This is a genomic window from Pseudomonas sp. SAS7 (assembly GCF_052112345.1).
Lineage (GTDB): Bacteria > Pseudomonadota > Gammaproteobacteria > Pseudomonadales > Pseudomonadaceae > Aquipseudomonas > Aquipseudomonas putida_Q.
The window spans coordinates 58,903-76,112 of record NZ_JBEGGO010000014.1 but is presented as its reverse complement, the minus strand read 5'-3'; the positions used below and the strand labels follow the sequence as shown (position 1 = coordinate 76,112).

Below are 17,210 nucleotides of genomic sequence, written 5' to 3'. Positions count from 1 at the left end.
GTAAATTCGGACGCTTCCTATCCATTCATATCCTTTTTTCGATCTCGTGCGACAGAGGAGGTAACAGCCCGCTGCCAGTGGTGGGCGCGAACCCCACGAGCGAGAAAAGCATGCTCCCAGTACGTTGTCCTTCACCTGCTCCGCGCCCTCGGCCTTGCCTGTCGCCCATCAACTTTGTGCTGCGTTGCACGCTGACCAGTTGCTGCGCTTCAGGCCTGCTGCACAGCAGCGCGGTTTTGGCCCAGGATGCCCACAAGGCTGCGCTCACGGCTACCCGCCTGGACGACGCCACGCTGCGTGACTACAACATTGCCCAAGGCCCGTTGGGGGCAGCCCTCGGCAGCTTCAGCAGCCAGGCCGGGCTGCTGCTGTCGTACGAGCCTGACCTGATCCGCGGGCGAACGGCGCCCGCCTTGAAAGGGCGGTATACGGTCAGCGAGGGCATGCAGCGGTTGCTCGCCAATACCGGTTTGCAGCTGGTGCCAAGTGCTACCGGCACCTACGTGGTGATGGCGCAGGGCACAGGTGCCCGTGCTGCAGCAGAGTTGTCGCCGACGATGGTCGAGGCCGCCGCACAGGGCCCAGAGGTGGAAACCTACACAGCGCCACGTTCGTCCGTGCACCTGACCAGCGAGCAGATCGACCGCTTTGGCCGGGTGTCTGCGGGCGACCTGCTCAATGGTATCCCTGGTGTGCAGGTTGGTGACACCCGCAATGGCGGTGCCCTGGACGTCAACATCCGCGGCATCCAGGGCCAGAGCCGGGTAGCGGTCAAGGTCGATGGTTCCGAGCAGGCCCTGGATGTCTATCGAGGTTATGGCGGAACCCAGCAGCGCAGCTATATCGATCCCGACCTGATCAGCAGTCTGACCGTGAACAAAGGGCCGTCGACCAAGTCCGGGGCGATAGGCGGCACGGTGGAGATGCAGACGATCGGTGTGCAGGACATTCTGGTGGACGGCAACCAGGTCGGCGTGCGCCTCAAGGGCGACTTCTGGGACAACGGCGTAGCCCCCGCTCACCGCAGCGCCAGTTCCAGGGATGAAAGCCTGACCGCGCCGCCACGCGACAGCCGCGGCAGCCTGTTTGGCTCGGAGGCTGAGTCTGGCAGTGCTGCCTTTGCCTTCACCACAGAGCGGCTGGACGTGGTGGCGGCGTATGCACACCGCAACCAGGGCAACTACTTTTCCGGCAAGAAAGGCCAGGACCGCTATCGCATCCATGACAAATACGGCCGGGAGCAGCCGAGCGTGGCAATGACCTACAACGCCGGGGAAGAAGTGCTCAACTCTTCATCGAAAACCGACTCGTACCTGCTGAAGGCAACCTGGCGGATAGCCGACGACCACACGCTGGACCTGGGCTATCGCCGCTACGACGGTCGCACTGCCGAGATCATGCCTTCCGACATCTACCGTTTCGGCACCGCGGGTATCTATCAGTACCCCTTGGGTGAGGTGAAGATCGACACCTACACGGCGCGCTACCATTACCTGCCTGCCGGCAACCCCTGGGTCGACCTGACCAGCAACCTGTGGATGACAGACGCCAAAACCAGCAGCTTGAGCTCGGCCTGGACGGCGCCTGCTTCGCAGTTGTTTCGTTCTGACCGCAGCTGGACCCGCCAGGACAACCGCCGTATTGGTGGCGACCTGAACAACGTCTCCCGGTTCGAAACGACCCATGGCGACTTCAAGCTCGACCTGGGCGGCGCTTTCCAGCTCGAAGACCTGCAGCCGCAGAAAAGTGTGCTTATCACCCAGCATGACATCGATGCCAACCGCACCCTGCGCGATGCCTCCCGGCAGGAGTTCAGCTTTAACGGCAAGCTCGAGTACCAGCCGATCGAGCAACTGACCCTGTGGGGCGGTGGCCGTTACAGCCACTTCCACACCAGGGACAACACCGTACTGGCCACCGCCCGGCGTCAGGACCGCGAGGTTCGATACATCTCGGCGAGTGGCCCGAAAGGCTGGGGCAGCATGACCTGGTTCCCCGACCAGAACGGCCAGTACACCGATGCCACCGACCCCAGGCTGAACAACGGCATCGTCTTCGGCAACAGCAACGAGCCATTCAATGGTGTGCGTTTCAACGACTTCGGCGCGACCAGCGTGGAGGTCGGCACCGAAGGCATCAGCAGCGTGGTCACAGGCTACGACCATAGCCCGCAGGGCAGCAGCAGTGGCGGCGGCTTCTCGCCGGCATTCGGCATCAACGTCGAGCTGATGCCGGACACGTTCTTCTATGTCACCTACACCCAGGGCCTGCGCCTGCCGTCTTTGTTCGAGACCAGCCAGGGTACCCAGCAAGTCGCCCCCGGTAAAAGCCTGAAGCCCGAACGCTCGCAGAGCTGGGAGATCGGCGTCAGTGCGCTGCGCGACAACCTGTTTACCGAGCACGATTCGGCCGCGCTCAAGCTCGCCTACTTCGACAACGTGATAAAGAACTACATCACCCGTTACTACGATCCAAGCCCGGGGCTTTGGGGCCTGATGACCTTCAGCAACACCGACAGCTTCAGCACCCGCGGCCTTGAGCTGCAATCGCACTACGATGCCGGCCGTGTGTTCGCCGACCTCTCGGCCACCTACTACCTCAAGACCGAGACCTGCGACGCGGACTTCGCCGGCAAACTTCGCGCTACGGCCAACCCGTACCAGAAGACCGAGAACACACCCAACTGTACGCCGGGCAGTTTCATGGGCTCTTATACCAACACCCAGAACCCGCCACGGTTTTCAGCCAACCTGACAAGCGGCGTGCGCTTCCTCGACGAGGCGTTGACCGTGGGTGGTCGGGTGACCTACACCTCCGGGCCGACCAATACCCTCGACAAGCCCTGGCAGTCCGGTGCCACCACGCCGCAGGTGGAATACCGCTCGGTTGCGCTGTTTGATCTGTTCCTCAAGTACAAGTTGCTCGAGAACACCGAGGTGAATGCTTCGCTGCAGAACCTGACCGATCGCTACTATCTGGACCCGCTGGCGCAAAGCTTCATGCCGGCACCGGGGCGCACGCTGCGGGTGGGGGTAGTGACGCGGTTCTGAAGGCCGCAGAGGGCGTTGGTGCAGAGGGTTTCGCCAGCGCCCCGACATTTCTGCGGGCATTAAAAAGCCGGCTTGTGGCCGGCTTCTCGGGGACGCTTCCGACTAATTTATGGTAAGCCGCAATCGCCTTAACTGTGTGGCCATCAAGGGCCTGAAAGAGATGGCAGATGCCCGTGTGGGATATCGCCGAGCCCTCTGGACCGCGGCTCGCGCCGGTCGGGGCTTAATGTGCGGCGTAGCATACAAGGGCACGCGCAGGATGCCCAGCAAAAAATGGCACAGGTTGTTTCAGCCGGGCCGCTGCTGGCGGAAATGCGACCAGTGAAATACCCACCCGATAATCTCCAGGCCCTGCGCCTGGCGCTGGGCGGGGGTGTAGCGTTCGACGGCGTAATTGCGCCGGTCATGGCTGTGCAGGTACAGGGTGCCCTGTGGGCCGAGGCTGAGGTTGTTTACCCTGAGCACGCCATCATGCAGCAGCGCATAGGTTTCGCCCTCAATTACCCGCGTCATGCCCAGGTCGACAGCCATGATGGCCTCCAGCGGCACCAGCGGAACCATATTGCTGGCAGGCATGGCCAGGCAGATGGCGTTATCGGCGTGCACACCCAACCTTTTCAGCGCTTTTGCGGGCAGGCGCAGGTGTTTGCTGGCCACCGGCGAAAGCAGGCCGTTTTGCAGCTCGTAAAAAGGCACCTTCAGCTCGCGGGCACGGGGTGCCGACAGTGGGCTGGGCGGGTTTATCAGTGCCCGGCGGGGCGGGTAGTTGCGCTGGACAGGGTTTGGGTATTTTGGCCCTTCGCCCGTGCGCAGCCAACGCCGATGCACACAGAACAGGTCGGCCAGTTCGTCCAGGCGGGCCAGGGGTACGCCGCGGTTGAACCAGTTGTTGACGTGTTGCGGTGTGACGCTGCGCTGGGCGGCGAAATCGGAAGGGGACAGGCCACATTCGTGGAGGAGGGCTTTCAGGCGGTCGCCGGACGTGTTCATGGGGCGAGTGTAGCGACGCGGTACCCGCAAGGAAATGAACCGGTTGTTGACGGAATTTGTACGAAAAATGCCTGTTTGTAGGGCGTTGCTGTAGGACTGCGTAGGACTTTTTACCGAGGAAGCTTTCGTCGCTGATTCGGGCATAAAAAAACCCGCCGAGGCGGGTTTTTTTTGCAACCGGTATCAGCCTTTGTAGGCAGCAACCGATTTGGTGATGGCGGCGCGTGCGGCGTCAGCGCCATCCCAGCCTTCGATCTTGACCCACTTGCCCTTCTCGAGATCTTTGTAGTTGGCAAAGAAGTGCTCGATCTGCTGGATCAGCAGGGCTGGCAGGTCGGTGTATTCCTTCACGTCGACGTACAGCTGCGACAGCTTGTCGTGAGGAACAGCGATGACCTTGGCGTCGCCGCCGCCGTCGTCGGTCATGTTCAGCACGCCAACCGGACGAGCGCGGATAACCGAGCCTGGCGCTACCGGGTAAGGGGTAACCACCAGCACGTCCAGCGGGTCACCGTCGTCAGCCAGAGTGTTCGGGATGAAACCGTAGTTGGCTGGGTAGAACATCGGGGTGGCCATGAAACGGTCGACGAACAGGGTGTCGCTGTCCTTGTCGATCTCGTATTTGATCGGCGCGTGGTTGGCCGGGATTTCGATGGCGACGTAGATGTCGTTCGGCAGGTCTTTGCCCGCCGGAATCTTGCTGTAGCTCATTGGGCAGTGCCCCCGTGTTTGACCAAAAAAGTGGCGGCGATTATAGGCACATTCTGCCGGGGCATGCCACGCCTGGCCTGATGTGCGGCCCCGTCAGGCGTGGCTTTCGCGGTATTCGGGGTGTTCGGCCTGCAGCCGGTGCAGCCGCGCCAGCGGGTCTTGCCGATAGAACTGCGACAACTGGCGGTAGACCAACGGATAAGCCTGGTGCAGCAGGTCGGGGGCACTAAAGAAGTATTCGCTGGTGACGGCAAAGAACTCCGCCGGGTTTTCTGCGGCATACGGGTCGATGGCGGTTTCGGCGTCGGGGTTGTTGTCCAGCTGGCGGTTGAGGTCGTCGTAGGCCTGCTGCATGGCCGTTGCCCACTCATCCACCGGCATGCCGCTGTGCAGCGGCGGCAGGCCGTTGGCATCGCCATTGAGCATGTCGAGCTTGTGCGCCAGCTCATGGATGACCAGGTTGTAGGCCTCCCAGCCACCGCTGGCCAGCACGCCGTTCCAGGCCAGAATGATCGGCCCCTGTTGCCAGGCCTCGCCGCTGTGCTCTCCGTCCCACACATGCTCCACGCCACTGGCATCGCGGTGGCGCTGGGGGCTCTTGAAGTCGTCGGGGTACAGGATGATTTCGTGGAAGCCCTGGTACCAGTTCAGCTCACCCAGGTGCAGCAGCGGCAGCTGCGCCTGGGCGGCCAACAACAGGCGCTGCTCGTCGTCGGGTTCGACACCCGGCAAGCAGGTAAGGTGCTTGTCGAGCAGGAACAGGATGCAGGCTTCGCGCAGCCAGTTGTCTTCATCGTCGCTGATGCCGTCCAGCATGGGCAGGCGCGCGCGCACGGCCTGCCACTGCTTTGGCTCGATGGGGTAACGCGCCAGCGCACGCTTGCGCCGCCAGGCGCTGAACGACCACATGCCTGCTGTTCTCTAAGGGTTCAATGAGCCTTGGCCGCACGGCCCAGGCGGCCGCGTAACAGGCCGAGGAGCATCGGCACCAGCGACAGGACGATGATGCCCACCACCATCAGCGACAGGTGCTGCTTGATGAATGGCACATTGCCGAAGAAGTAGCCCAGTGTGACCAGGCCGCCGACCCACAGCAGCGAACCGGCAACGCTGAAGCCAAGGAAGCGTGGGTAATGCATGCGGGCGATGCCGGCGACGAACGGTGCGAAGGTGCGCAGGATTGGCAGGAAGCGCGCAAGGGTCACGGTCTTGCCGCCATGGCGTTCATAGAACTCGTGGGTGCGCTGCAGGTAGTCGCGGCGGAAGATTTTCGAGTTGGGGTTGTTGAACAACCGCTCGCCGGCTGTTCGGCCGATCACGTAGTTGGTGCTGTCGCCCAGGATTGCGGCAGCCATCAACAGGCCAGCCAGCAGCACCGGGTCCATCCCGCCACCCGCCGCTACGGCGCCGGCGATGAACAGTAGCGAGTCGCCCGGCAGGAAGGGCATGACCACCAGCCCGGTTTCGCAGAAGATCACTGTGAAAAGGATGGCGTAGATCCAGGGACCGTAATTGGTGACCAGCAGATCGAGGTAGGCATCGAGATGCAGGATAAGGTCCAGCGGGTTGAAATCCATGTACAGCACCTGTGTTCTGGGGCGTAGGCTCAGTTACCTGCGGATGGGTAAATTTTCACACATGACAGGAGGGGCATTATACGGCGAAGTGAGGATCATGCCCGGAGAGTTTGTAGCGGGGGGTTACGGTGAAAGGCCTGGATGGTTGTATCGACTGTACCGGCCTCATCGCCGGCCAGCCAGCTCCCACAGGTCGACTACCGACCTGAGATAGTGGTCAACCTGTGGGAGCTGGCTTGCCGGCGATGAGGCCGGTACAGGCATGCGGGTCAATCCTGGCTGATGGGCAGGATGTAGCTCTTGAACTCGGTATCTTCACGAAACCCGATGGATTCGTAGGTCTTGTGCGCTACTTCATTGTCGGCGCTGGTCGACACCCGCATGCGCACGGCGTTGGTTTCCTTGGCCATCTTCTTCGCTTCACGCATCAGGTGGTCGGCCACCAGCATGCGCCGCGAGTCTTCGGCCACGTAGATGTCGTTGAGAATCCACACCCGCTTCAACGACAGCGACGAGTAGCTTGGGTAAAGCTGGCAAAAGCCCATCAGCTTGCTGTCGTCATCATCGGGAAGGGCCAGGTAGATCACCGATTCATCCCGCTTCAGGCGTTTTTCCAAAAAGCTGCGCGAGCTGTCGGGGTAGGGCAGCTGCCCATAGAACTCCCGGTATTTGACGAACAACGGCGTGAGCAGGTCGAGGTGTTCCAGGGTTGCCTTGATGATGCGCATGTGCGGCCCTCAGAGTCCATTGGGGAAACAGCGGAATGCCAGCAGCTTTCAAGGGCATCCTGCCCAATGCAGGTCACAAGTGCAATCCGCCTTCCGTGACAGGTTTTTTACCCTTTGCCCAGCAGGAAGTTGCCCTTCTGGTTGCTGGTGTGTTCAGTTTCCAGGCTATGGACCTCGGCTTCGTCCTTTAAATTCACCCCCGAAAGCTGCCGACGGCAGGCTTCGCGCATCAGGTACAGCAGGCGGTGCGCCGCCATGCCATAGCTCAACCCCTCCAGGCGGATGTTGGAGATGCAGTTGCGGTAGGCATCGGTCAGGCCGACCTTTGGCCCGTAGGTGAAATACAGGCCAAGGCTGTCGGGCGAGCTCAGCCCTGGGCGCTCGCCGATCAGCATCACCGTCATCCGTGCGCCCAGCAGTTCACCGACCTCGTCAGCCACCGCCACGCGGCCTTGCTCCACCAACACCACCGGGGCGCTGGTCCAGCCGTCAGCGGCGGCCTGTTCCTCGAAACGGGCCAGGAACGGCAAGGTGTGGCGGTGCACGGCCAGCGCCGACAGGCCATCGGCGACCACAATGGCCAGGTCGACGCCGCCGGGGTTGGCCTGGGCATGCTGGCGCAGGGTCGCAATCGACGCTTCGTTCAGGCGCCGGCCCAGGTCCGGGCGCTGCAGGTACTGGTGGCGGTCACTGGCGGCGCTGTGCAGCACCAGGCTTTCGCGCCCGCGGTCACCCAGCTGGGTAGCCAGGCCGGCATGGTCGAAGGCCAGGTGCACGGCGTCGCGGGCCTGGGCATGGGCGAACTGGAAGTCCAGCTGCGCGCCGGTCGGCAAGCTGGTGCCGGCACGGCCCAGGGCGATGCGCGCCGGGGTCAGGTTGCGCAGGGCCAGCCAAGGGTTGTCGGGGGTAGGCGTGCGATGGTCCATGGTCATCCCTATGCAAGCTGTGCCAAGGCCTGGCGGAAGGCCGGTGGCAGGTTGTCACCAAAGCGCACCCGGCCATCGGCCTGGGTGAAGATGCCGGTGCGGGCCAGCCATGCCTCGAATTCCGGCCCGGGCTTCAGGCCCAGGGTCTGGCGCGCGTACAGCGCGTCGTGGAACGAGGTGGTCTGGTAGTTGAGCATGATGTCGTCGGAGCCGGGGATGCCCATGATGAAGTTGATCCCGGCCACCCCCAGCAGGGTCAGCAGGGTGTCCATGTCGTCCTGGTCGGCTTCGGCGTGGTTGGTGTAGCAGATGTCGCAGCCCATCGGCACGCCCAGCAGCTTGCCGCAGAAGTGGTCTTCCAGGCCCGCGCGGATGATCTGCTTGCCGTTGTACAGGTACTCCGGGCCGATGAAACCGACCACGGTGTTGACCAGAAACGGCTTGAAATGGCGGGCTACGGCATAGGCGCGGGTCTCGCAGGTTTGCTGGTCGACGCCATGGTGGGCGTTGGCTGACAGTGCGCTGCCCTGGCCGGTTTCGAAATACATCAGGTTTTGCCCGAGGGTGCCGCGATTCAGCGACAGGCCCGCTTCGTAGCCCTCCTGCAACACGTTCAGGTTGATGCCAAACCCGGCGTTGGCCGCCTCGGTGCCGGCAATGGACTGGAACACCAGGTCCAGCGGCACGCCACGGTTGATCGCCTCGATCGAGGTGGTGACATGGGTCAGCACGCAGGCCTGGGTGGGGATGTCGTAGCGCTGGATGATGGCGTCGAGCATTTCCAGCAGGGCACAGATCGAGGCGATGCTGTCGGTGGCCGGGTTGATGCCGATCATTGCGTCGCCGTTGCCGTACAGCAGGCCATCAAGAATGCTGGCGGCGATACCGGCCGGCTCGTCGGTCGGGTGGTTGGGCTGCAAGCGCGTAGACAAGCGCCCGCGCAAGCCCATGGTGCCGCGGAACCGGGTGACCACGCGAATCTTCTGCGCCACCAGCACCAGGTCCTGCACGCGCATGATCTTCGACACGGCCGCAGCCATTTCCGGCGTAAGCCCCGGCGCCAGGGCGCGCAGGCTGTCTTCATTGGCCTCTTCGCTCAGCAGCCAGTCGCGCAGGCCGCCCACGGTCAGGTGGCTGACCGGGGCAAAGGCCTGGGCATCGTGGGTGTCGATGATCAGCCGGGTGACTTCATCGGCTTCGTAAGGGATCAGTGCTTCATTGAGGAAGTGGGTCAGCGGGATATTGGCCAACGCCATTTGCGCGGCGACACGCTCGCCGTCATTGCTGGCCGCGACGCCTGCCAGGAAGTCCCCCGAGCGTGCCGGGCTGGCCTTGGCCATCACGTCCTTGAGGCTGTCGAAGCGGTAGACCAGGTGGCCTACCGTGTGTACGAAACTTGCCATACAGAATCTCCAGAGCCGCGGGTTGCCCCGCGGCGGGTGGCGCCAATCAGTGCAAGGCCTCTTCGGCCTGCTGGATGGCGGCGAATTCCTCTTCCGGCGTGCCCGCGACCAGGTGGTGGCGGCTGTAGAAAGCAAAGTAGGCAATTAGTACCGCATAGATCACTGCGGCGCCAATCACCACCCGTGGGTCGACCAGGAAGCCGGCAACCACGGCGATGCACGCCAGCACCAGCGCCACACCCGAAGTGAAGATGCCACCGGGGGTACGGTACGGGCGCTCCATCTTCGGCCGGCGGATGCGCAGGGTGATGTGCGCGGCCATCATCAGCACATAGGACAGCGTAGCGCCGAACACCGCCACCAGGATCAGCAAGTCGCCCTGGCCGGTCAGCGACAGGGCAAAGCCGATGATGCCGGGGATGATCAGGGCCAGTACCGGGGCCTTGCTTTTGTTGGTCTCCGACAGTTTGCGCGGCAGGTAGCCGGCACGGGACAGGGCAAAGATCTGCCGGGAATAGGCGTAGATAATCGAGAAGAAGCTGGCGATCAGCCCGGCCAGGCCGACCAGGTTGACGAAGCCGCCCATCCAGGTGCTGCCGCCGTAGGCCTTGGACAGCGCTTCGACCAGCGGGTTGCCGGATGCCTTCAGCGCTTCGGAGCCGGCGCCGCCAGGGCCGACCACCAGGATCAGCAGGGCGAAGGCCAGCAGTACCAGCATGGCGCCGATCAGGCCGCGTGGCAGGTCACGCTTGGGGTTCTTGGTTTCTTCGGCGGCCAGCGGCACGCCTTCGACGGCAAGGAAGAACCAGATGGCGTAAGGGATGGCCGCCCACACGCCGACATAGCCGAACGGCAGGAAGCTGCTGGCGCCTACTGCGTCCGTTTTGGCGATGTCGAACAGGTTGGCTGCATCAAAATGGGGCACCATGCTCACCAGGAACACCGCCAGGGCGATGGCGGCGACGGCGGTGATGATGAACATCAGTTTCAACGCTTCACCCACACCGAAGATGTGGATGCCGATGAACACGATATAGAACGCCAGGTAGATCACCCAGCCGCCGATGCCGAACAGTGACTCGCAGTAGGCGCCGATGAACACGGCGATGGCCGCGGGCGCAATGGCGTATTCGATGAGGATTGCCGTGCCGGTCAGGAAGCCGCCCCACGGGCCGAAGGCACTGCGGGCAAAGCCGTAGCCGCCGCCTGCGGTGGGGATCATCGACGACAGTTCGGCCAGCGAGAAGCACATGCACAGGTACATGGTGGCCATCAGCAGGGTGGCGAGGAACATGCCGCCCCAGCCGCCCTGGGCCAGGCCGAAGTTCCAGCCGGCATAGTCGCCGGAGATGACATAGGCCACGCCCAGGCCAACCAGCAGTACCCAGCCGGCCGCGCCTTTTTTCAGTTCACGTTGCTGGAAGTAGTCCGACCCGACTTTTTCGAAGTCGACGGAAGAGCCTGCCGGCGAGCCGGCGGAATGATCGCTTGGCATAGATTCACCTGTTGTTTTTCTTGGTGGCCGGAAGGGTTCGGGCCGATGGTGATGTGTACTGCAGGAAGCGAGCCAGAGCGGTTGGTGCCCCGGGGTTTGTGTGATGCAGGTCCGGCCTCATCGCCGGCAAGCCAGCTCCCACAGGTACTGCACAGTTTTCGAGATCAGTGCGGTCCCTGTAGGAGCGGCCTTGCGCCGCGATGGGCTGCAAAGCAGCCCCCGAGGCCATCCCGGATTTTTAGAAGAAGCCCAACGGGTTGATGTCGTAGCTCACCAGCAGGTTCTTGGTCTGCTGATAGTGGTCGAGCATCATCTTGTGGGTCTCACGGCCGACGCCGGACTTCTTGTACCCGCCAAACGCCGCATGCGCCGGGTACAGGTGGTAGCAGTTGGTCCACACGCGGCCAGCCTTGATGCCGCGGCCCATGCGGTAGGCACGGTTGATGTCGCGGGTCCACACGCCGGCACCCAGGCCGAACTCGGTGTCGTTGGCAATCGCCAGTGCTTCGGCTTCGTCCTTGAAGGTGGTGACGCTGACCACCGGGCCGAAGATTTCTTCCTGGAACACGCGCATCTTGTTGTTGCCCTTGAGCAGGGTCGGCTGGATGTAGTAACCGGTGGCCAGCGAGCCTTCCAGCTTCTCGACCTTGCCGCCGGTCAGCAGCTCGGCGCCTTCGTCCTGGGCAATCTGCAGGTACGAAAGAATCTTCTCGAACTGCTGCTGCGAAGCCTGGGCGCCGACCATGGTGTCGGTGTCCAGCGGGTCGCCGCGCTTGATCTGCAGCACCTTCTTCATCACCACTTCCATGAACTGCGGGTAGATCGACTCCTGCACCAAGGCACGCGACGGGCAGGTGCACACCTCGCCCTGGTTGAAGAACGCCAGCACCATGCCCTCGGCAGCCTTCTCGATGAAGCTTGGCTCGGCCTGCATGATGTCTTCGAAGTACACGTTCGGCGACTTGCCGCCCAGCTCGACGGTGGACGGAATGATGTTTTCGGCCGCGCATTTCATGATGTGCGAGCCCACCGGGGTAGACCCGGTGAAAGCGATCTTGGCGATACGCTTGCTGGTGGCCAGGGCTTCACCGGCTTCGCGGCCATAGCCTTGCACCACGTTGAGTACGCCAGGTGGCAGCAGGTCGCCGATCACTTCCAGCAGCACGGTGATGCCCAGTGGCGTCTGCTCGGCAGGCTTTAGCACCACGCAGTTACCGGCGGCCAGCGCAGGCGCCAGCTTCCAGGCTGCCATCAGGATCGGGAAGTTCCACGGAATGATCTGCCCGACGACGCCCAGCGGCTCGTGGATGTGATAGGCCACGGTGCCTTCGTTGATCTCGGCAGCGCCGCCTTCCTGGGCGCGGATGCAGCCGGCGAAGTAGCGGAAGTGGTCGACGGCCAGCGGAATGTCGGCGTTGAGGGTTTCGCGGATGGGTTTGCCGTTGTCCCAGGTTTCGGTAATGGCCAGCAGTTCAAGGTTCTGCTCGATGCGGTCGGCAATCTTCAGCAGCACGTTGGAGCGGTCCTGCACCGAAGTGCGGCCCCAGGCGTCGGCAGCGGCGTGGGCGGCGTCGAGCGCTTTATCGATGTCTTCGGCAGTGGAGCGGGGGAATTCGGCGATCAGTTTGCCATTCACCGGGGACGTGTTTTCGAAATACTGCCCCTTGACCGGAGCTACGAACTCGCCACCGATGTAGTTGCCGTAGCGGTTCTTGAAGGAAACCTTCGCGCCGTCGGTACCGGGATGTGCGTAACGCATGGTGTGTCTCCTGGCTGTTATGTTTGTTGGGGAGTTGAGAAGCGTAGAGCAAAGGTTGGGCCAGCGTTTCGCACGCCAGGCAAATCAAGGGCTTGGGGCAGTTGCCTGGGCCCGGTAAACGTACGCTGTGCCAGCGCCGGTACACGCAGGGGTGACACTTTGTGCCATTTGCGACACGTCATGGCCGGGTGCATTGCAAAGGCTTCCCGGGTGGAGGATGCTGACCAGACTCTCTATCTGCGGAGAACTACAACAATGCAGAGCAACCCTTTCAGTCGCCATGCCCAGCAAGTCCATACCGTTGCCCATGGTGGCGCCGGGGAGGGCGGCAGTGACCCGTCCATCGCCCGCTCCTGGCTGCGTTGCCTGGAGGACTACCACCTCGACCCTGCTGTGATCGCGGCCCCGGTGGTGCTTGAGCACGGGCGCCTGCTGGAAAGCCGCGAGCGGCTGTGCCAGGTGCTGCAAATTGCCGACCCTGAAATGAACAGCCTGCACCAGCAGCTTTCCGGGGCCGGCCACGCGGTACTGCTGACCGACGCCCGCGGGGTGATCCTCAATTGCGTCAGCGCGCCCACCGAGCGGCGCAGCTTCGAGCGTGCGGGGCTGTGGCTGGGCGCCGACTGGAGCGAAGCGCGCGAAGGCACCAACGGCATCGGCACCTGCCTGGTCGAGCGCCAGGCCCTGACCATCCACCAGAACGAGCACTTCCGTGGCCGCCATACCGGGCTGACCTGCTCGGCAAGCCCGGTGTTCGACCCCCACGGTGAACTGCTGGCGGTGCTTGATGTGTCGTCGGCCCGGCCCGATGTTTCGCGCCAGAGCCAGTTTCACACCATGGCATTGGTCAACCTTTCGGCGAAGATGATCGAAAGCTGCTATTTCCTGCGTCATTTCGAGCAGCAGTGGCTGCTGCGTTTCCACCTGCAGGCCGAGTCGGTCGGCCTGTTCAGCGAAGGGCTGCTGGCCTTCGACGGTGACGGGCGCATCTGCGCGGCCAACCAGAGTGCGCTGAACCTGCTGGGTACCGTGCGCGGTGGCGTGCTGGGCAAACCCGTGCAGCGCTTCTTTGCCTGCAGCCACGACGAGTTGTTCAACCGCGCCATGCCTGCGGGCAGTGCGGTCTGGCCGCTACGCACGGTGGACGGCCGCCAGGTGTTCGCCAGCCTGCGCGGCCAGGCACGTACGCCGGTGTGGTCTGTGCCCACCGCCTACCGGCAGCCCGTGCGCGAGGTGGAGCCGGCCATCTGCCTGCTCGACCCGGCGTTGCAACACGATTTTCGCCGCTGTGTGCGGGTGTTCGAGCGTGACGTGCCGTTGTTGCTGCGCGGCGAAACCGGTTGTGGCAAGGAGGCGTTCGCCCAGGCCGTGCACCAGGCCAGCGAGCGGCGCGGTAAGCCGTTTGTCGCCATCAACTGCGCCTCGATCCCGGAGAGCCTGATTGAAAGCGAGCTGTTCGGTTACCGCGGTGGCAGCTTTACCGGCGCACGCAAGGAAGGCATGCGCGGCAAGCTGTTGCAGGCTGACGGCGGGACTTTGCTACTGGACGAGATCGGCGACATGCCGCTGGCCCTGCAAACCCGCCTGCTGCGGGTGCTGGAAGAGCGCCAGGTGGTGCCGATCGGGGGTGAACCGCAGGCGGTTGACGTGCGCATTGTCAGTGCTACCCACCGCGACCTGCTGGAGCGGGTGGAGCAGGGCAGTTTCCGCGAGGACCTGTATTACCGCCTGAATGGCCTGGAGGTGGCGCTGCCGGCGGTGCGCGATCGCAGTGACAAGGCGCAGTTGCTGGACTTCCTGCTGCGTCAGGAGGCGCAGGGGCAACGGGTCGATATCGAACCCAGGGCGCGGCAGGCGCTGCTCGATTTCGCCTGGCCAGGGAACGTGCGGCAGATGCGCAATGTGCTGCGTACGCTCGTGGCGCTTTGCGAAGATGCCCGAATTGAATTCGCGGATCTCCCCGCCATTGTCCGCAGCAGCCCCGCCCTTGTAGGAGCGGCCTTGTGTCGCGAAAGGGCCGCAGAGCGGCCCCAGGGTTTCAGCGGCGGTACAAAAGCCGCTGGGGCTGCTTTGCAGCCCGATCGCGACAAGAGGCCGATCCTGCAGGATGCGGAGCGGCAAGCGCTCATGGAGATGCTGAAGGCAAAACACTGGCACCTGACCCGCGTCGCCGAGCACCTGGGCATCAGCCGCAATACCTTGTATCGAAAACTGCGCAAACACGGCATCACCAGGGCTGGCTGAGCGAAACAGCGGGTGCGATTTGTCGCGCCCTGGGCTACCCTGCCTCGATGTTTTGCGAGGTCGACCATGCATATTCACATTCTCGGTATTTGCGGCACTTTCATGGGTTCGCTGGCGGTGCTGGCCAAGGAACTTGGCCACCGCGTCACCGGCTCGGACGCCAACGTCTATCCCCCGATGAGCACCCAGCTCGAAGCCCAGGGCATCGAGTTGACCCAAGGCTATGACCCGGCCCAGCTGGACCCGGCGCCAGACCTGGTGGTCATCGGCAATGCCATGTCGCGTGGCAACCCGGCGGTGGAGTACGTGCTGAACAAGGGCCTGCCTTATGTGTCCGGCCCGCAATGGCTGGCTGACCACGTGCTGCAAGGCCGTTGGGTACTGGCCGTTGCCGGCACCCACGGCAAGACCACCACCAGCAGCATGCTGGCCTGGGTGCTGGAACATGCCGGCATGAGCCCGGGCTTCCTGATTGGCGGTGTGCCGCAGAATTTCTCGGTGTCGGCGCGCCTGGGCGACACGCCGTTCTTCGTGGTCGAAGCCGACGAGTACGACAGCGCCTTCTTCGACAAACGCTCTAAGTTTGTCCACTACCACCCACGTACCGCGATCCTCAACAACCTTGAGTTCGATCATGCGGACATCTTCCCGGATCTGGCCTCGATCGAGCGGCAGTTCCACCACCTGGTGCGCACCATCCCCGGCGAAGGCCTGGTCATTCACCCCACCACCGAGCAAGCGCTGGAGCGGGTGATCGGCATGGGCTGCTGGACCCCGGTGCAGACGACCGGCGAAGGTGGCCAGTGGCAGGCGCGCCTGCTCAGCCCCGACGGCTCGCGTTTCGAAGTGCTGTTCGAGGGCGAGGCGCAGGGCGTGGTGGACTGGGCACTGACTGGCCAGCACAACGTCGCCAACGCCCTGGCTACCTTGGCAGCGGCCCGCCATGTCGGCGTGGTGCCGGCCATGGGTATTGAGGGCCTGAGCGCCTTCAAGAGCGTCAAGCGGCGCATGGAGAAGGTTGCCGAAGTACAGGGCGTGACCATCTACGATGACTTCGCCCACCACCCGACCGCCATCGCCACCACCCTCGACGGCCTGCGCAAGCGCGTAGGCGAGGCGCCGGTGATTGCCGTTATCGAGCCCCGCTCCAATTCGATGAAGCTCGGCGCCCACCGTGACGGTTTGCCGGAAAGCGTCAACGACGCCGACCAGGTGATCTGGTACGCCCCGGCCAACCTCGGCTGGGACTTGGCTGCCACTGCGGCGAAGTGCGAGGTACCGAGCGTGGTGGCCGACAGCCTCGACGCGATCATCGAGCGGGTCAAAGGCCAGGCACGCCCGGGCACCCACGTGGTGATCATGAGCAACGGCGGCTTTGGCGGCCTGCACGGCAAGTTGGCCGAGGCCCTGAAGTGAGCGGGCCGGAACGCATCACCCTGGCCATGACGGGCGCCTCGGGCGCCCAGTACGGCCTGCGCCTGCTCGATTGCCTGGTGCGCGAGGACCGCGAGGTGCATTTCCTGATCTCCAAGGCCGCGCAACTGGTGATGGCCACCGAGACCGACGTGGTGCTGCCGGCCAAGCCCCAGGCGATGCAGGCATTTCTCACCGAATACACCGGCGCCGCCGATGGGCAGATCCGTGTGTACGGCAAGGAAGACTGGATGTCGCCGGTAGCCTCAGGCTCCGGCGCCCCAGCGGCGATGGTGGTGGTGCCTTGTTCCACCGGTACGCTTTCGGCGATTGCCACGGGCGCCTGCAACAACCTGATCGAACGGGCTGCCGACGTTACCCTCAAGGAGCGTCGCCAGCTGATCCTGGTGCCGCGCGAAGCGCCGTTCTCCACCATCCACCTGGAGAACATGCTCAAGCTGTCGCAAATGGGCGCGGTGATCCTGCCGGCGGCGCCCGGCTTCTATCACCAGCCGCAGACCATCGACGACCTGGTCGACTTTGTCGTGGCGCGCATTCTCAACCTGCTGGCCATTCCCCAGGACATGTTGCCGCGTTGGGGCGAGCACCACTTCGGGGTGGATGATTGAAGCGAGCGCTGTTGGGTGTGGCGGCGCTGGTGATGCTGGGTGGCTGCGCCACGGTGCGCACGCTGGATGCTGCAAAACCTGGGGCGCCGGTGGTGTATGCCGGTACCCGGCTGGATTTGTACGTGATCAATGGCGGGTGCTGCCCACGCGATCATTACGGGGCTGATGCACCGGCGTATCCAGGCCTGGACCTGCCCGGCAGCATGCTGCTCGATACCCTGTTGTTGCCGTTGTCATTGCTGACTGCGGCCGGCGTCGGCTTCCAGGCCACCGGCGGCCTCTAGC

The 17,210-nt window shown here is 63.5% G+C and carries 14 protein-coding genes; 5 read left to right on the top strand and 9 right to left on the bottom strand.

Translation table 11 applies throughout. From position 1 onward, the window contains the following. The first annotated feature begins 110 nt into the window (after positions 1 to 110). A complete protein-coding gene (locus tag ABI582_RS21185; protein WP_442120194.1) occupies positions 111 to 3,050 on the top strand; it encodes a TonB-dependent receptor domain-containing protein in 2,940 nt (979 codons plus the stop codon). A 288-nt stretch (positions 3,051 to 3,338) separates the two neighbouring features. Here ABI582_RS21185 and ABI582_RS21180 read toward each other — a convergent pair whose 3' ends face one another. The 9 genes from ABI582_RS21180 to exaC all read right to left on the bottom strand — a co-directional run bounded on the left by ABI582_RS21180 (position 3,339) and on the right by exaC (position 12,639). After that, positions 3,339 to 4,040, bottom strand: a complete 702-nt coding sequence (locus ABI582_RS21180; protein ID WP_442120193.1) for a LexA family transcriptional regulator — start codon at positions 4,038 to 4,040, stop codon at positions 3,339 to 3,341. 183 nt (positions 4,041 to 4,223) lie between these two features. Further along, positions 4,224 to 4,751, bottom strand: coding sequence for an inorganic diphosphatase (gene ppa, locus ABI582_RS21175; protein ID WP_016484715.1), 528 nt, complete (start codon positions 4,749 to 4,751; stop codon positions 4,224 to 4,226). A 93-nt stretch (positions 4,752 to 4,844) separates the two neighbouring features. Then, the gene (locus ABI582_RS21170) at positions 4,845 to 5,660 is read right to left on the bottom strand and encodes a zinc-dependent peptidase (RefSeq protein ID WP_338745957.1); all 816 of its coding nucleotides are present in this window, start codon (positions 5,658 to 5,660) and stop codon (positions 4,845 to 4,847) included. A gap of 20 nt (positions 5,661 to 5,680) precedes the next feature. Then, positions 5,681 to 6,328: a DedA family protein gene (locus tag ABI582_RS21165; RefSeq protein ID WP_442120192.1), complete on the bottom strand. Its 648-nt coding sequence runs from the start codon at positions 6,326 to 6,328 to the stop codon at positions 5,681 to 5,683. 269 nt (positions 6,329 to 6,597) lie between these two features. Further along, positions 6,598 to 7,056 carry a GNAT family N-acetyltransferase gene (locus ABI582_RS21160; protein ID WP_016484718.1) on the bottom strand — a complete coding sequence of 153 codons (459 nt, stop codon included), beginning with the start codon at positions 7,054 to 7,056 and terminating at the stop codon, positions 6,598 to 6,600. Positions 7,057 to 7,163: 107 nt separating this feature from the next. Then, positions 7,164 to 7,982 carry an ethanolamine ammonia-lyase subunit EutC gene (gene eutC, locus ABI582_RS21155; protein WP_442120191.1) on the bottom strand — a complete coding sequence of 273 codons (819 nt, stop codon included), beginning with the start codon at positions 7,980 to 7,982 and terminating at the stop codon, positions 7,164 to 7,166. A gap of 8 nt (positions 7,983 to 7,990) precedes the next feature. Beyond that, complete coding sequence (locus ABI582_RS21150) at positions 7,991 to 9,385, bottom strand: ethanolamine ammonia-lyase subunit EutB (RefSeq protein WP_442120190.1); 1,395 nt, start codon at positions 9,383 to 9,385, stop codon at positions 7,991 to 7,993. 46 nt (positions 9,386 to 9,431) lie between these two features. Then, positions 9,432 to 10,880 (bottom strand): ethanolamine permease, encoded by a 1,449-nt coding sequence (eat, locus tag ABI582_RS21145; RefSeq protein ID WP_049277561.1) that lies wholly within the window; start codon positions 10,878 to 10,880, stop codon positions 9,432 to 9,434. Between the two features lie 238 nt (positions 10,881 to 11,118). Beyond that, entirely contained in the window at positions 11,119 to 12,639 is a 1,521-nt protein-coding gene (gene exaC, locus ABI582_RS21140) for an acetaldehyde dehydrogenase ExaC (protein ID WP_019472367.1), read from the bottom strand. A 255-nt stretch (positions 12,640 to 12,894) separates the two neighbouring features. Between exaC and ABI582_RS21135 the strand changes: the two genes are divergently transcribed. From ABI582_RS21135 to ABI582_RS21120, 4 genes are all read left to right on the top strand, one after another. Then, complete coding sequence (locus ABI582_RS21135; RefSeq protein WP_442120189.1) at positions 12,895 to 14,883, top strand: sigma-54-dependent Fis family transcriptional regulator; 1,989 nt, start codon at positions 12,895 to 12,897, stop codon at positions 14,881 to 14,883. A gap of 66 nt (positions 14,884 to 14,949) precedes the next feature. Next, the gene (gene mpl, locus ABI582_RS21130; protein WP_442120188.1) at positions 14,950 to 16,299 is read left to right on the top strand and encodes a UDP-N-acetylmuramate:L-alanyl-gamma-D-glutamyl-meso-diaminopimelate ligase; all 1,350 of its coding nucleotides are present in this window, start codon (positions 14,950 to 14,952) and stop codon (positions 16,297 to 16,299) included. Beyond that, on the top strand, positions 16,296 to 16,925 hold the full coding sequence (gene ubiX / locus ABI582_RS21125; RefSeq protein WP_019472370.1) for a flavin prenyltransferase UbiX: 630 nt from the start codon (positions 16,296 to 16,298) through the stop codon (positions 16,923 to 16,925). The genes mpl and ubiX overlap by 4 nt, the downstream gene beginning before the upstream one ends. Further along, a complete protein-coding gene (locus ABI582_RS21120) occupies positions 16,922 to 17,209 on the top strand; it encodes a YceK/YidQ family lipoprotein (RefSeq protein WP_019472371.1) in 288 nt (95 codons plus the stop codon). Before ubiX ends, ABI582_RS21120 begins: the two co-directional genes overlap by 4 nt. The last annotated feature ends 1 nt before the right edge of the window (position 17,210 follow it).

Excerpts from the sequence above, each read along its gene's own strand:
- ABI582_RS21185 (WP_442120194.1), top strand. The coding sequence starts at position 111 with ATGCTCCCAGTACGTTGTCCTTCACCTGCTCCGCGCCCTCGGCCTTGC.
- ABI582_RS21180 (WP_442120193.1), bottom strand. The coding sequence starts at position 4,040 with ATGAACACGTCCGGCGACCGCCTGAAAGCCCTCCTCCACGAATGTGGC.
- ppa (WP_016484715.1), bottom strand. The coding sequence starts at position 4,751 with ATGAGCTACAGCAAGATTCCGGCGGGCAAAGACCTGCCGAACGACATC.
- ABI582_RS21170 (WP_338745957.1), bottom strand. The coding sequence starts at position 5,660 with ATGTGGTCGTTCAGCGCCTGGCGGCGCAAGCGTGCGCTGGCGCGTTAC.
- ABI582_RS21165 (WP_442120192.1), bottom strand. The coding sequence starts at position 6,328 with ATGGATTTCAACCCGCTGGACCTTATCCTGCATCTCGATGCCTACCTC.
- ABI582_RS21160 (WP_016484718.1), bottom strand. The coding sequence starts at position 7,056 with ATGCGCATCATCAAGGCAACCCTGGAACACCTCGACCTGCTCACGCCG.
- eutC (WP_442120191.1), bottom strand. The coding sequence starts at position 7,982 with ATGGACCATCGCACGCCTACCCCCGACAACCCTTGGCTGGCCCTGCGC.
- ABI582_RS21150 (WP_442120190.1), bottom strand. The coding sequence starts at position 9,385 with ATGGCAAGTTTCGTACACACGGTAGGCCACCTGGTCTACCGCTTCGAC.
- eat (WP_049277561.1), bottom strand. The coding sequence starts at position 10,880 with ATGCCAAGCGATCATTCCGCCGGCTCGCCGGCAGGCTCTTCCGTCGAC.
- exaC (WP_019472367.1), bottom strand. The coding sequence starts at position 12,639 with ATGCGTTACGCACATCCCGGTACCGACGGCGCGAAGGTTTCCTTCAAG.
- ABI582_RS21135 (WP_442120189.1), top strand. The coding sequence starts at position 12,895 with ATGCAGAGCAACCCTTTCAGTCGCCATGCCCAGCAAGTCCATACCGTT.
- mpl (WP_442120188.1), top strand. The coding sequence starts at position 14,950 with ATGCATATTCACATTCTCGGTATTTGCGGCACTTTCATGGGTTCGCTG.